Below are 14,213 nucleotides of genomic sequence, written 5' to 3' on the forward strand. Positions count from 1 at the left end.
AAGCGGCGGAACAAGGGGTTACTGATGCGCGCGTCCTATCTTTTCACCAGCGAGTCCGTGTCCGAAGGCCATCCGGACAAGGTCTGTGACCGGATTTCCGATGAGATCGTCGACCTGTTCTACCGGGAAGGGCCGAAGGCCGGCATCGATCCCTGGCAGATCCGCGCCGCCTGCGAGACGCTGGCCACCACCAACAAGGTGGTGATCGCCGGTGAGACGCGCGGTCCGTCGTCCGTCACCAACGAGCAGATCGAGGGCGTCGTGCGCGATGCCATCAAGGACATCGGTTACGAGCAGGACGGCTTCCACTGGCAGAAGGCCGACATCGAGATCCTGCTGCATCCGCAGTCGGCCGACATCGCTCAGGGCGTCGACGCGCTGCAGCCGGGCGAAGTCAAGGAAGAGGGCGCGGGCGACCAGGGCATCATGTTCGGTTATGCCACCAACGAGACGCCCGACCTGATGCCGGCGCCGATCTTCTACGCCCACAAGATCCTGCGCCTGATCTCCGAAGCGCGCCACTCCGGCAAGGAGAAGGTGCTGGGTCCGGACTCCAAGAGCCAGGTCACCGTGCAGTACGAGAACGGCAAGCCGGTCGGCGTGCGCGAGATCGTGGTGTCGCACCAGCATCTGGTCGAGGACATCTCGTCGAAGCAGATCCGCGACATCGTCGAGCCCTATGTGCGCGAAGCGCTGCCGAAGGACTGGATCACGCCGAAGACCATCTGGCACATCAACCCCACCGGCAAGTTCTTCATCGGCGGTCCCGATGGTGACTCCGGCCTGACCGGCCGCAAGATCATCGTCGACACCTACGGCGGTGCGGCTCCGCATGGCGGCGGCGCGTTCTCCGGCAAGGATCCGACCAAGGTCGACCGCTCCGCGGCTTACGCTGCCCGCTACGTCGCCAAGAACATCGTCGCCGCCGGTCTTGCCGATCGCTGCACGCTGCAGCTCGCCTACGCCATCGGCGTGGCGCGTCCGCTGTCGATCTACATCGACACCCACGGCACCGGTAAGGTGTCGGAGGACCAGCTCGAGAAGGCCGCCGCCAAGGCGATGGACCTCACCCCGCGCGGCATCCGCAGCCATCTCGATCTCAACCGCCCGATCTACGCGCGCACCTCGGCTTACGGCCATTTCGGCCGCACGCCCGACAACGAGGGCGGCTTCTCCTGGGAGAAGACCGATCTCGTCGAAGCGCTCAAGCGCGCGGTCTAATTTTTGTACGTCATTCCGGGTTCGCGCGAATCCGGAATCCTTAATCCTCACGTCGCGATTCCGGGGCTCCTCTTGGAGGCGTCCCGGAATGCCCGTTCAACAACAGGACACTCGCAATGAACGCGAAGCCCGGCTTCACCGATTACATCGTCAAGGACATCTCGCTCGCCGATTTCGGCCGCAAGGAACTCTCGCTCGCCGAGACCGAGATGCCCGGCCTGATGGCCACCCGCGAAGAGTACGGCCCGAAGCAGCCGCTGAAGGGCGCGCGTATCGCCGGCTCCCTGCACATGACCATCCAGACCGGCGTGCTGATCGAGACGCTGGCAGCGCTCGGCGCCGACATTCGCTGGGTCTCCTGCAACATCTATTCGACGCAGGATCACGCTGCGGCGGCGATCGCGGCCGCCGGCATTCCGGTGTTCGCGGTCAAGGGCGAGACGCTGAAGGATTACTGGGATTACACCGCAAAGCTGTTCGACTGGCACGGCGGCGGTCACCCGAACATGATCCTCGATGACGGCGGCGACGCCACCATGTACGTCCATCTCGGCCTGCGCGCCGAGAAGGGCGACACCGCCTTCCTCGACAAGCCCGGTTCGGAAGAAGAGGAAGTCTTCTTCGCGCTTCTGAAGAAGCAGCTCAAGGAAAAACCGAAGGGCTACTTCGCCGCGATCGCCGAGAGCATCAAGGGCGTTTCGGAAGAGACAACCACGGGCGTGCATCGTCTCTACGACATGCAGAAGGCGGGCACGCTGCTGTGGCCGGCCATCAACGTCAACGACAGCGTCACCAAGTCGAAGTTCGACAACCTTTATGGCTGCCGTGAATCGCTGGTCGACGGCATCCGCCGCGGCACCGACGTCATGATGTCGGGCAAGGTCGCGATGGTCGCGGGCTTCGGCGACGTCGGCAAGGGTTCGGCCGCCTCGCTGCGCCAGGCCGGCTGCCGCGTGATGGTGTCCGAAGTCGATCCGATCTGCGCGCTGCAGGCGGCGATGGAAGGCTATGAGGTCGTGACCATGGAAGACGCCGCGCCCCGTGCCGACATCTTCGTCACCGCGACCGGCAACAAGGATATCATCACCATCGAGCACATGCGTGCGATGAAGGATCGCGCCATCGTCTGCAACATCGGCCACTTCGACAACGAGATCCAGATTGCGGGTCTGCGTAACCTGAAGTGGACCAACATCAAGCCACAGGTCGACGAGATCGAATTCCCCGACAAGCACCGCATCATCATGCTGTCGGAGGGCCGCCTCGTGAACCTCGGCAACGCAATGGGCCACCCGTCCTTCGTGATGTCGGCGTCCTTCACCAACCAGACGCTGGCGCAGATCGAGCTGTACGCCAACAACAAGGATGGCAAGTACAAGAAGGAAGTCTACGTGCTGCCGAAGTCGCTCGACGAGAAGGTCGCGCGCCTCCACCTCGCCAAGATCGGCGTCAAGCTCACCGAGCTCCGCAAGGACCAGGCCGACTATATCGGCGTGAAGCAGGAAGGCCCGTACAAGAGCGACCACTACCGCTACTGAGCCGCTGATCGCAGAGATCAACGACGCAAAGCCCCGGAGCGATCCGGGGCTTTGTTGTTTCGGCGCATGGAATTCGACTCGCTTTCCAGTTGCTGGGCGGCCAATTGCCGATTGACGGGCCGCTGCGACGGGCGGACTATCCCCGCCGGCGGAGGAAACCATGCAACAAGAACATTTCGACGTGCTGATCGTCGGTGCCGGCCTGTCCGGCGTCGGCGCGGGCTATCATCTGCAGACCAAGTGCCCGGGCAAGAGCTACGTCATTCTCGAGGGCCGCGACTGCATCGGCGGCACCTGGGACCTGTTTCGCTATCCCGGCATCCGCTCCGACAGCGACATGTTCACGCTCGGTTATTCCTTTAAGCCGTGGACCGATCCAAAGGCGATCGCCGACGGGCCGCAGATCCTGAACTATGTGCGCGAGACCGCGACCGAAAACGGCATCGAGAAGCACATCCGCTTCCGCCATCGCGTCAAGCGCGCGGCCTGGTCGACGCCCGAGGCGCGCTGGACCGTCGAGGCCGAGCGTATCACGGGCGAGGGGGCGACCGAACTGGTGCGCTTCACCTGCAATTTCCTGTTCATGTGCTCCGGCTATTACAAATATGAGGCGGGCTATACGCCGGAGTTCAAGGGCGTCGCCGATTTTGCCGGCCGCATCGTGCATCCGCAAAAATGGACCGAGGACATCGACTATGCGGGCAAGCGCGTCGTCGTGATCGGCTCGGGCGCGACCGCGGTGACGCTGGTGCCGGAGCTCGCCAAGACAGCGGCGCAGGTCACCATGCTGCAGCGCTCGCCGACCTATGTGGTGTCGCGTCCCGCGCAGGATCCCGTCGCCAACAAATTGCGCCGTAATCTGCCGGCGCGGCTGGCCTATCACCTGATCCGCTGGCGCAACGTGATGTGGGGCATGTTCTTCTTCCAGCTCAGCCGGCGGCGGCCGGACAAGGTGAAGAACCTGATCCTCGGTGGCGTGCGGATGGCGCTCGGCCCCGACTACGACATCGCAACCCATTTCACGCCGCGCTACAACCCCTGGGACCAGCGGCTCTGCCTCGTGCCCGACGGCGATCTGTTCAAGGCGATCCGCGAAAAGCGCGCCGCCGTGGTCACCAACGAGATCGACAGCTTTACCCACGACGGCATCCGCCTGAAGGACGGCAGCGAGCTTGCGGCCGACATCATCGTGACGGCGACGGGGCTGGTGCTCCAGGTCGTCGGCGGCCTGGATGTCAGCGTCGACGGTCGTGCCGTCGATTTCGCCAACACGCTGACCTACAAGGGCATGATGTATGCCGACGTGCCGAACATGGCGTCGGCCTTCGGTTACACCAACGCGTCCTGGACGCTGAAATGCGATCTCACCTGCGAATATGTCTGCCGTCTCATCAACTACATGGACCGGCATAATTTCCGCCAGGCCATGCCGCACAATGACGACCCCGAGATCACCGCACAGCCCTCGCTCGATTTCACCTCGGGCTATGTGCAGCGCTCGGTCGCCAAGATGCCGAAGCAGGGCTCCAAACAGCCGTGGCGGTTGTACCAGAACTATGCGCTCGACATCGTCTCGTTGCGCTTCGGCCGCATCGACGACGGCGTGATGCGATATACCTGATTACGCCGCCGCTTTTATGCCTTGCGCGTGGTGAGCGCGAGGCCAAGGTCGATCGCGAGCGCCAGCACCGCGGCACCGCCGCCGAGCGCGAACAGAACCAGATAGTCGCCGCCGGTGTTCGCATAGATCCAGGAGAAGCCGTAAGCCGCGGCAGCCTGGAATAGCGCAAAGCTGGTGGTGGCGTGGCTCCATGTCGCGCGCTGCTGCTCGCTCGAGTGCGGGACAAGCTCGTGGATGCGTCCGAGCACCAGTGGCACGATGCCCGGCGTGAACCCGCCGACCACGATGCTCGACACGATCAGTGACGCCGGCGCGGTGCTGACGGTGGGGAGCAGCACGGCGGCCGCCTCGATCAAAAAGGCCGCGCGCAGCGCCGGGCCGAAGCCGGATCGATCACCGAGATGACCGGTGACGAGCGGACCGACGATGGCGCCGAGGCCGTAGAGCACCCAATAGCGCGATCCGGCCGCAATGCCCTGGCCGAGACCGCGCGCCACGAAATCCACGATGAAAACCATGTGCGGCACCAGCGCCACCGCGTTGAGCCCATACTGGATCAGCAGCGCACGGGCCGCAGTCGGCGTGCGATGGTGCTTTGCTTGATGCGCGGGCGAAGCGCCAGTCGTAGTGTCCGCAGGCCAATTCCACCAGCTCGCGAGCGTCAGCACGGCCGAGAGGACGCCAAGGCCAACCCAGCTCTGCTGCAGGCCCTGTTGCAGCAGCAGGGGCACCAGCGTGCCCGATGCCGCGACACCGAGACCGACGCCCGCAAAGATCACGCCACCGACGATGCCGCGCCGGGCGGGCGAGGTGTGCGGCAGAATGACGGACGCCGCCAGCACCATGATGATTCCGCCGGTGAGCCCGGAGAGGAATCGCCAGGCGAAGAACCAGGTGAAGGACACAGGCGCTGAGCTGGCAAAGAACGAGAGCGTCGCCAGCACCATCATCGCCCGCAGCGCGAGAACTGCGCCAACGCGCGCCGCGACAGCCCGTGCGGCGAGCGCGCCCGCGAGATAGCCGGCGAGGTTCGCGGCGCCGAGATAGACGACGTCGGACGCGCTGAACCACTTCGCGGCAATCAGCGCCGGGATCAGCGGCGTGTAGGAGAAGCGGGCGAGGCCAAGCCCGACCAGCGATGCAGAGAGGCCTGCTACCGCATAGCGCCAGGTTCGTTGTGATTCTGATCCCGGCTGCGGGTGCAGCCGGGTCTCGATGTGTTGCTTCGTGTTTGCGTTGGTCATGGCATCCTCCTGCGCACGATGGCGCGCGGATCATCCTGTCTGGCTCGCGCGGCGCCGTCGGAATTCCGGCACGGGCAGGCCGCCCCAGCCCCAATTGTCGGTGTCGACTTCCTCGATCACGACGAAGGTGGAATCGAGCGGCTTGCCGAGAACGTCGCGCAACAGCTCGCTCGAGCCCTTGATCAGCGCGGCTTTCTCCTCCGCCGTGAGCGACGCCGTTCCCGGCGTCGTCCCTTCTCGGGTCACTTGAATGGTGACGATGGGCATGGTGCTGCTCCGCGGTCAGTGGCCGGCGCTCTGGCCGCCGTCGACATGCAGGATCTCGCCGGTCACGAAGCTCGCCTGCTCCAGGTAGAGCACGGCATCGACGATGTCGGACATCTCGCCCATGTGACCGACCGGGTGCATCGCGCCGAGCTGGGCATGCGTCGCGACCGGGTGCATCGGCGACTTGATGATGCCGGGCGCAACCGCGTTCACGCGAATGCCGCGCTTGGCGTATTCGATCGCAAGCGATTTAGTCGCGGCGTTCAGTCCGCCCTTGCTCAGCGAGGCCAGCACCGAGGGCACGTTCGAGTTGGCCTGATCGGCCAGGGTGGTCGTGATCTGGACGACATGGCCAGAACCCTGCTTCTCCATCTCGGCGATGGCGAGCTGCGTGATGTTGAAGAAGCCGGCGACGTTGGTGCCCATCACCGCCGCATAGTCCTCGGCCGTGTACTGCGTGAACGGCTTTGCGACGAAGATGCCGGCATTGTTGACCAGCGTGTCGACGCGGCCGAAGCGGGCGACGGCCTGCGCAACCACGCGTTCCGCAGTCTTCCGGTCGGCGATGTCGCCGGGAATGGCAAGGACATCGTCATCGCCGGACGGCTTGACGGAGCGCGCCGTCGCAACGACGCGATAATTGCGATCGCGAAAACCCTGGACGAGGGCAGCGCCGATGCCCTGCGATGCACCGGTAATGATGGCGACCTTTTGCTCGATACCCATGACGGGCTCCTGTTGTTGATCCGCGCCAGCACCGGCTGGCTTGGGCATTGAGGTACGCCGCGGAGGCCTGCTCGCGAATACACGCTGCCCGGCAGACACTCTTTCGCGGCGCGTATGAATGCCGGACCGGCGTCCGGCAGCAGTTGTCGCGATTGGGGCAAGGGCTTAATTTGTCATTGGAATTTCACGGGGCAGCGGGAAGGCATGGATCGTCTGGATGCGATGAAGGTGTTCGTCCTTGCGGTGGACGAGGGCAGCCTGGCCGCCGCAGGCCGCAAGCTCGGTCGCTCGCCGGCCGCGGTGAGCCGCGCCATCGCCTTCCTGGAGGGGCAGGTCGGCGCCGAGCTGCTGCACCGGACCACGCGGTCGATCAAGCTGAGCGAGGAGGGCGAGCGCTATGCCGCTATCTGCCGGCGCGTGCTGACCGAACTCGAAGAGGCCGACGCCATTGCGGCCGGCCCGCGCGCGGCGCCACGGGGTCTGCTGACGATCACGGCGCCAGTGGTGTCAGGCGAGATGGTGTTGCGCCCGATCCTGGATGCGTTTCTGGACGCTTATCCGACCGTTTCGGCAAAGCTGCTGCTGTTCGATCGTGCGGTCAACCTGATCGAGGAGGGGGTCGATATCGCGCTTCGCATCGGTCCGCTTGCGGATTCAGCGATGGTGGCGTTGCCTCTCGGTGAGGTCCGGCGGGTCGTGGTGGCCGCGCCGCGCTATCTGAAGCAGCATCCGCGCATCGCGGAGCCAGGCGACCTCGCCAAACACCAGATCGTGGCGATGGCGCATCTGCCGAATTCATGGACCTTCGCGCCGTCGAGGAATTCAACGGTGCCGCGGACGGTTCAGTTCACGCCGCGCCTGATGGTCAACAGCACCTATGCGGCGGTCGCCTCCGCGGTGGCCGGGCGCGGCATCGCGCGGATGTATTCCTATCAAGTTGCCGAGCAGGTCGCGCGCGGCGAACTCGAGGTCCTGCTTGCGAGCGACGAGGATCCGGAGATGCCGGCGAACCTGATCTCGCCGCAGGGCCGGCTCTCGGTGCCGAAGGTGCGTGCCTTCGCCGATTTTGCCGTGCCCCGTCTGAAGAAGCACTTTGCACAGTTCAGGAAGAGCATTGGCGCTCGCTGAGGTGTCGCGCCGCTTCTGCCAATGCGTTGTTTTGCGTATACGGCCGCCGGGCTGAATCGGCGATGGTTCCGAACGGTTAACGCCGGATTAACGGATGAGTCCTAGCCTGTCTCGGCCGGGGTTACTCGCAAGGCCGAGGTGAGCCCAATGGAAGCCCAGAAGATCGCGGTCGACGCCGTCGTCGCGCTGACCGATTGCGACCGCGACGCCGTCATCGCGTTTATCCGCCGGCTCTATCTCGCCGGCGTCACCGACCCCAAGCGCCTGACCTTCAAGGGCCTCCAGGCGCTGTCCCGGGCGTGATTCGGCCGATTTCGGTTCATTTTAGCCCGGGTTCCGTCCCCGAGCTCTCCCCAGCGTGACCGCAACCCCCCGGTGAATATCTTGCCGGTGGGGGCCGGCCGCGGTAGATCACGTCCCCGGCTGGGTTACTCGGGATTTGGGGAAATGCTGAAACAGCTTTTTGCGCCGCAGCTTGTCATTTTGTATGTGCTGGCGGCATCGACGATTTACGTTCACTTTCGGGGCAAGCAGCGGTTGCGCTTCGCGCGCCAGCTCGGCGATCACTCGACCTATCTCGCACCTTATAACGTGCTGATGTATGCGGGCTCGGCCGTGCCGAACAAGCCTGTCATCTCGGTCGAGCAGTTTCCCGAGTTGAAGCCGCTCAGCGAGAACTGGGAGACCATCCGCGACGAGGCCGTCCGCCTGTTCGACGAAGGCTTTATCCGCGCGGCAGCGAAGAACAACGACTGGGGTTTCTACTCATTCTTCAAGAGCGGCTGGAAACGCTTTTACCTGAAATGGTACGACGACTTCCTGCCCTCGGCGAACACGCTGTGCCCGAAGACGGTGGAGCTGCTCAAGTCGATCCCGAGCGTGCACGGCGCCATGTTCGCGATGCTGCCTCCGGGCGGCAAGCTCGGCGCTCATCGCGATCCCTTTGCCGGATCGCTGCGCTATCACCTCGGCCTCGTCACGCCGAACTCGAACAAGTGCCGCATCCTCGTTGACGGCGTCGAATGCGTCTGGCGCGACGGCGAGGCCTTCATGTTCGACGAGACCTTCATCCACAGCGCCGAGAACCAGACTGACGTCAATCGCATCATCCTGTTCTGCGATGTCGAGCGTCCGATGAAGTTCGGCTTCATGACCGCGATCAACCGCTGGGTCAGCCATCACATCGTCAAGGCGTCGGCGACCCAGAACGTCGAAGGCGAGAGCGTCGGCGTGCTCAACAAGGTGTTCGGCAAGCTCTACGAGATCCATCTCGGCAGCCGCAAGGTCAAGGAGTGGAACCGCAACGTCTACTACACGCTGAAGTACTCGGTGACGGCTCTGATCCTCGGCCTGATCGTGTATTCGGCGCTGACGTAGGTGCGTAGGGCGGATTAGCGAAGCGCAATCCGCCACTCGGCCGCATCGGCAATTGGCATGGGTGATGCGGCGCGATGCGTTGGCGGATTACGCTTCGCTAATCCGCCCTACAAGAAAGCCCCGGAGCATCCTCCGGGGCTTTGTTGTTTGTGAGCGTTGCCACATCGCTACGCCGGCTTGGCACCCGTCTGAATGATTGTCCCCACATGCTGTCCGCGCAGGGCCGCGCCGATCCGGCCCGGCACGAGGCCGTTCACCACCTGCACGCGCGCGATGTGGCGTGCATTCGCCATCACCTCGAGCAGCGCGGGATCGAACGGCAGCGTGCCCTTGAGCTTCGCAAGTTCGGCGAAGCTCGTTTCTTTCAAGAGCTCGGCCTTCTTGCCGTCTGCGCCATTGGGATCGGTGGTGTAGACGCCATCGACATCCTCGACGATCGTCAAACCCGCGGCACCAAGCGCGTCGGCGAGCAGGAAGGCGCCGGTATCAGCGCGATGCAGCGGGATGCGCGCGGTCGGGAACTCGTGATGGTGGTAGGGCGGGAACGCGCTGCCGACGACCGCGCGCGCCGCTTGAAGATGAATCGCGAGCTGGCTCGCGATGGTGCCGTGCTCGACATAGGAGACGCCCTCGGGCGCGAGCAGGCTCGCCAGGATGTGGCCGTTCTGACCCGCCTCGCTGGCGGCGAGCGGCGCGAGCGAGCCGGCCGGCAGGCCGAGGTCGAGACCGACGCTGTAGAGATGGCGGGCACGGATGCCGGCGCCGGTCAGGATCAGCAGGCGATGCTCGGGCAGCAGCGCGCGCAGTTCGTCGACGAGCGGCAGGATGGCCTCAGCGCCACGATCCATGATGCGGCCGCCGATCTTGATGACCTGCAGCCAGGGCAGCAGCTTGATCGGGCGATTGCCGGCGACGGGGCGGGTGAGATCGCTGTCCAGAAGGGTCTGGCGCGCGAGCGGCGAGGCGACGTGCTTGATCTGGTTGGTGTCAGCCATGACGGTGCTCTCTTCAGCTCGCGGTGATGATGGTGCCGACATGCTCGCCCGCGAGCGCGCGGGTGAGATTGCCGGGAACGAGGCCGTTCACGACCTGCACCTGGCGGACGTGGCGCGCTGCGGTGAGGAGATCGAGCACCGGGAATTCCAGGATGGAATCCTGTAGACCCTTGGCCTTCATTTCGGCCACCGAGATTTTTGGAATGAAGGTCGCTTTCTCTGACGTTTTCGGGTTCGCGGTGTAGAGACCGTTCTCGTCCTTCACATAGATCATCGCCTTGCAGCCGAATTGCTCGGCGACGAGGAAGCATCCGGCATCGGTGCGGTAGGGCGGGATCACGCCTTCCGCCGCGGGCCGCATCCAGAGGCTATAGGGCGGCATGCCTGCGAAGATGACGGCGTTCACCTCGGCGAGAAACAGCGGCACGGACGAGAGTCCTGCGCTGCTGACCGCGGAGATGCCGTGCTTGGCCAAGAGCTGTCCGAGCATCGCGGCGTTCTGGTCGGCTACCGAGGCGCCGAGCTGCGACAGCACGCCGGCGGGCAGGCGAAGCCCGGCGGCGATCGAATAGAGATGCCGCGCGCGGGTGCCGGCGCCGGTGCCGATCAGGAGCTTGTGGGCTTTACGGGCCGCAACGATCTCCTCGACGATCGGATAGACCGCGGCGCGACCGCGATCGATCATGCTCTGCCCGCCGATCTTGATGACCGTTGCATCCGGCAGGATGCGGAAGTCCGAAGCTTTCTCCGCCGCGGCGACAAGCTGTGGGTCGGTGAGCGGGCGCTGCATCAGCAGCCCCTCGAGCTCCGTGATCGTGTTCGACATCCGAGACATCCTCTCGTTTTCTGATGCGGTCTCTGCGGTGGGACCCTCCGGTCCCGACACGCGAATCTTGCTGCACTGGCCGGTCCATGGCAACAAGGTTCGTCGCGATTTACCGGCCAAACATGGAGCAGGCAATGGCCCAATTGCCACTTGCGAACACCGAGACCGTGCAATTCTTCCGCGCGTGGCTGGAGACCTTCTCAGGGTTTGTCCGCGAGGTCGACTATGCCTCGGCGCGACCGCTGTTCCATCCGGACGTACTCGCGTTCGGGACGCATAACGACGTCATCCCCGGCCTCGACCAGTGGGTCACGACGCAATGGAATAATGTCTGGCCGAAGACGACCGACTTCCGCTTCGTGCTCGAGCAGACCCAGGTTCTGGCATCACCAGATGGCATGACGACGACCGTGATCGCACCGTGGACGAGCACGGGCTATCATCCCGACGGCAGCGCGTTTCCGCGCCCCGGCCGGGCGACCATGATCTTTTCGAGAGATGGCGATCGCTGGCTGTGCGTGCATTCGCACATGTCGCTCAATCGCGGCGTGCCGCAGACGAGCCACGCGAATCGGCCAGTGAAGGCCTGGTAGATCGCGATCACACGTTCGACATGCAAAAGGCCCCGGACAGGTCCGGGGCCTTTCGATTTCCAGATGTCGTGCAGCTTATTCCGGCTGGCCGATGCTGACCTTCAGCGTGCCGACGCCGTCGACGCCGCATTCGAGCTTGTCGCCCGGCTGGAGCTGCGACACGCCGGCCGGCGTGCCCGTCATGATGATGTCGCCGGCAGCGAGCTTCACCTGCTGGGACAGCTGCCAGATCGTCTCGGGCACGTTCCAGATCATCTGCTCGAGGTCGCCCGTCTGGGCTTCCTTGCCGTTGACCGTGAGCCAGATCTTGCCCTTGGTGGGATGCCCGATCTTCGAGGCCGGCTGGATGGCGGAGGCGGGCGCCGAGCCGTCGAACGACTTGCCGATCTCCCACGGACGCTCCTTCTTGCGCGAGGCGATCTGGAGGTCGCGGCGGGTGAGGTCGATGCCGACGGCATAGCCGTAGACATGATCGAGCGCCTTCTCGGCGGGGATGTTGAGGCCGCCGCTCTTGAGCGCGACGATCAGCTCGACCTCGTGATGCAGGTCCTTGGTCAGCGGCGGATAGGGGATGGTGGCGCCATCGGGCACGAGCATGTCGGCGTGCTTGGCGAAGAAGAACGGCGGCGCGCGCTCGTCATTGCCCATCTCGCGGATGTGCTCGAGATAATTGCGGCCGACGCACCAGATGCGGCGAACCGGATAACGGCCGGCCTCACCGACGACGGGGAGCGAAGCCTGGGGCGGAAGCGGGATGACATAGGAGGCGGCGTTCATGAAGCGGTCTCGCTGCTCTTGGGTTGATAGGGAACTCTATGCGGTTGCGCTGATCGGCGCCAGCGCGCCGGTGTCGTAGTGCTGCAGGCGGAAGAACGAGGCGTAGCGGCCGCCACGGCGCAGCAACTCTTCATGCCGGCCCTGCTCGACGATCTCGCCACCCTCGACCACCAGGATCGCGTCGGCGTGCATGATGGTGTGCAGACGATGCGCGATCACGATGGTGGTGCGGTTCTGGCAGAGATGCTCGATCGCCTCCTGAACCTGCCGTTCGGACTCGGAATCGAGCGCGGCGGTGGCTTCGTCCAGCAGGATGATCGGCGCGTTCTTGATCAGCGCGCGGGCAACCGCGATGCGCTGGCGCTGCCCGCCGGACAGCTGCGTGCCGTGCTCGCCGACCGGCGTGTCGTAGCCGAGCGGGAAACCCATGATGAAATCGTGCGCGCAGGCCGCCTTCGCCGCCTCGATGATCTCGTTCTCGCTCGCGCCCGGCTTGCCGAAGGCGATGTTGTTGCGGATGGTGTCGCGGAACAGATAGACGTCCTGACCGACATAGGCGGTCTGTGCCCGCAGCGATTTGCGCGACACCGCGCCGATCGACTGGCCGTCGATCACGATGTCGCCTTGCGTCACCTCGTAGAAGCGGAGCAGCAGCGCCAGCACGGTCGATTTGCCGCCACCGGAGGGGCCGACCAGCGCGGTGACCTTGCCGGGTTCGGCGATGAAGCTCATGCGGTTGAGCACGGTCTCGTTGGCGCGGTAGCAGAAGCTGACGTCGCGCATCTCGATCTTTGCTTCGGAGAGCTTCAGCGCCGGCTTGTCGTCGTCGGAATGCTCGCTGGCCGGGCTGTCGACGACTTCGAGCAGCATGCGCGCGCCGACGAGCTGGCTGTTGAGGTCGATGTTGAGCCGCGCCAGCCGCTTGGCGGGCTCGGTCGCCATCAGGAAGGCGGTCATGAACGAGAAGAACGCGCCGGGCGTGGCGTTGAGCGCGACCACGCTGTAGCCGCCATAGAGCAGGCAGCCGGCGACCGCGAAGCCGCCGAGCATTTCCATCAGCGGGTTGGAGCGGTTGGCGACGCGGGCCATCTTGTTGGCGTTGCGCTCGACGATCGCGATGTTCTCGTCGATGCGGCTCTGCATGGTGTCTTCGAGTGTGAACGCCTTCACCGTGCGGATGCCCTGCAGCGATTCCTGCATCGTCTCCAGGATGTCGGCGGTGCCGGTGAACTGGTTGTAGGCGAGGCCCTTGATGCGCTTGACCAGCTTGCGCAGCACCAGCATCGCCGGCGGCACCGCGACGAGGCCGATCAGCGACATCAGCGGATCCTGCCACACCATCACACCGATCATGGCGAGCAGCATCAGCAGGTCGCGCCCGATGGCGTTGACCAGCATGTTGAGCACGTCGGTGATCGATTTGGCGCCGGCCGTCAGCCGCGCCAGAAATTCGGATGAATGCCGCTCCGAGAAGAAGCCGACGCTCTCGCGCATCAGCTTGGCGAACAGCTGGCGCTGGTTGGTGGCGAGGATGGCGTTGCTGATCTTGGTCAGGATCACCATGTGGCCGTAGGTCGCCACGCCCTTGATGAACAGCAGGATCACCGTGATGCCCGAGAACATCGCGATGCCCGGGATGTTCTTGTCGACATAGGCCTGGTTGATGACCTGGCCGAGCACGTAGGTCGCGCCTGCGGTCGAGCCGGCGGCCGCCGCCATCAGCGCAAAGGCAACGAGGTAGCGCCGCCAGTAGATGATCCCCTGTTCCGCCACGAGGCGGCGAATGAGGACCATTGCCTCATAGGGATCGTCGGTGATTTTCTTTGGAAACTGGGCCATCCGTAGTCCATTGACGGCCAAGGCGAAAAGCCTGCCCGCGCGTCAGGGATCGAATGGCCTC

At 64.5% G+C, this 14,213-nt stretch carries 14 protein-coding genes; 7 read left to right on the forward strand and 7 right to left on the reverse strand.

Features of this window, described 5'->3' with window-relative positions; all coding sequences use genetic code 11:
• The first annotated feature begins 24 nt into the window (after window positions 1-24).
• The 3 genes from metK to QA645_RS14590 all read left to right on the forward strand — a co-directional run bounded on the left by metK (window position 25) and on the right by QA645_RS14590 (window position 4,380).
• The gene (gene metK / locus QA645_RS14580; protein WP_254132699.1) at window positions 25-1,221 is read left to right on the forward strand and encodes a methionine adenosyltransferase; all 1,197 of its coding nucleotides are present in this window, start codon (window positions 25-27) and stop codon (window positions 1,219-1,221) included.
• A 116-nt stretch (window positions 1,222-1,337) separates the two neighbouring features.
• On the forward strand, window positions 1,338-2,759 hold the full coding sequence (ahcY, locus tag QA645_RS14585; protein ID WP_254132698.1) for an adenosylhomocysteinase: 1,422 nt from the start codon (window positions 1,338-1,340) through the stop codon (window positions 2,757-2,759).
• A gap of 160 nt (window positions 2,760-2,919) precedes the next feature.
• Window positions 2,920-4,380, forward strand: a complete 1,461-nt coding sequence (locus tag QA645_RS14590) for an NAD(P)/FAD-dependent oxidoreductase (protein WP_283051058.1) — start codon at window positions 2,920-2,922, stop codon at window positions 4,378-4,380.
• A 14-nt stretch (window positions 4,381-4,394) separates the two neighbouring features.
• Here QA645_RS14590 and QA645_RS14595 read toward each other — a convergent pair whose 3' ends face one another.
• The 3 genes from QA645_RS14595 to QA645_RS14605 are packed head-to-tail and all read right to left on the reverse strand — an operon-like array spanning window position 4,395 to window position 6,617.
• The gene (locus QA645_RS14595) at window positions 4,395-5,624 is read right to left on the reverse strand and encodes a YbfB/YjiJ family MFS transporter (RefSeq protein WP_283051060.1); all 1,230 of its coding nucleotides are present in this window, start codon (window positions 5,622-5,624) and stop codon (window positions 4,395-4,397) included.
• Between the two features lie 30 nt (window positions 5,625-5,654).
• Window positions 5,655-5,891, reverse strand: a complete 237-nt coding sequence (locus QA645_RS14600; RefSeq protein ID WP_283051062.1) for a 4-oxalocrotonate tautomerase family protein — start codon at window positions 5,889-5,891, stop codon at window positions 5,655-5,657.
• 15 nt (window positions 5,892-5,906) lie between these two features.
• Entirely contained in the window at window positions 5,907-6,617 is a 711-nt protein-coding gene (locus tag QA645_RS14605) for an SDR family oxidoreductase (protein WP_283051064.1), read from the reverse strand.
• Between the two features lie 204 nt (window positions 6,618-6,821).
• On the opposite strand from QA645_RS14605, the gene QA645_RS14610 reads away from it, so the two are divergent.
• The 3 genes from QA645_RS14610 (at window position 6,822) to QA645_RS14620 (ending at window position 9,122) form a co-directional block, all read left to right on the forward strand.
• Window positions 6,822-7,745 carry a LysR family transcriptional regulator gene (locus tag QA645_RS14610; protein WP_283051066.1) on the forward strand — a complete coding sequence of 308 codons (924 nt, stop codon included), beginning with the start codon at window positions 6,822-6,824 and terminating at the stop codon, window positions 7,743-7,745.
• Between the two features lie 147 nt (window positions 7,746-7,892).
• Window positions 7,893-8,048, forward strand: a complete 156-nt coding sequence (locus QA645_RS14615; RefSeq protein WP_014493894.1) for a hypothetical protein — start codon at window positions 7,893-7,895, stop codon at window positions 8,046-8,048.
• A gap of 144 nt (window positions 8,049-8,192) precedes the next feature.
• Window positions 8,193-9,122 carry an aspartyl/asparaginyl beta-hydroxylase domain-containing protein gene (locus QA645_RS14620; RefSeq protein ID WP_283051067.1) on the forward strand — a complete coding sequence of 310 codons (930 nt, stop codon included), beginning with the start codon at window positions 8,193-8,195 and terminating at the stop codon, window positions 9,120-9,122.
• 167 nt (window positions 9,123-9,289) lie between these two features.
• Here the strand turns inward: QA645_RS14620 and QA645_RS14625 are convergent, their stop codons facing one another.
• The gene (locus QA645_RS14625) at window positions 9,290-10,117 is read right to left on the reverse strand and encodes a molybdenum storage protein subunit alpha (RefSeq protein WP_283051068.1); all 828 of its coding nucleotides are present in this window, start codon (window positions 10,115-10,117) and stop codon (window positions 9,290-9,292) included.
• A 13-nt stretch (window positions 10,118-10,130) separates the two neighbouring features.
• Window positions 10,131-10,943 carry a uridine kinase gene (locus QA645_RS14630; RefSeq protein ID WP_283051069.1) on the reverse strand — a complete coding sequence of 271 codons (813 nt, stop codon included), beginning with the start codon at window positions 10,941-10,943 and terminating at the stop codon, window positions 10,131-10,133.
• A gap of 134 nt (window positions 10,944-11,077) precedes the next feature.
• Between QA645_RS14630 and QA645_RS14635 the strand changes: the two genes are divergently transcribed.
• Window positions 11,078-11,536 carry a nuclear transport factor 2 family protein gene (locus tag QA645_RS14635; RefSeq protein WP_283051070.1) on the forward strand — a complete coding sequence of 153 codons (459 nt, stop codon included), beginning with the start codon at window positions 11,078-11,080 and terminating at the stop codon, window positions 11,534-11,536.
• Between the two features lie 75 nt (window positions 11,537-11,611).
• On the opposite strand, the gene QA645_RS14640 is transcribed toward QA645_RS14635, so the two are convergent.
• The gene (locus QA645_RS14640; protein ID WP_254194569.1) at window positions 11,612-12,313 is read right to left on the reverse strand and encodes a fumarylacetoacetate hydrolase family protein; all 702 of its coding nucleotides are present in this window, start codon (window positions 12,311-12,313) and stop codon (window positions 11,612-11,614) included.
• 36 nt (window positions 12,314-12,349) lie between these two features.
• Entirely contained in the window at window positions 12,350-14,152 is a 1,803-nt protein-coding gene (locus QA645_RS14645; protein WP_283051071.1) for an ABC transporter ATP-binding protein, read from the reverse strand.
• Between the last annotated feature and the right edge of the window lie 61 nt (window positions 14,153-14,213).

The sequence above is a fragment of the Bradyrhizobium sp. CIAT3101 genome (assembly GCF_029714945.1).
Classification (GTDB): domain Bacteria; phylum Pseudomonadota; class Alphaproteobacteria; order Rhizobiales; family Xanthobacteraceae; genus Bradyrhizobium.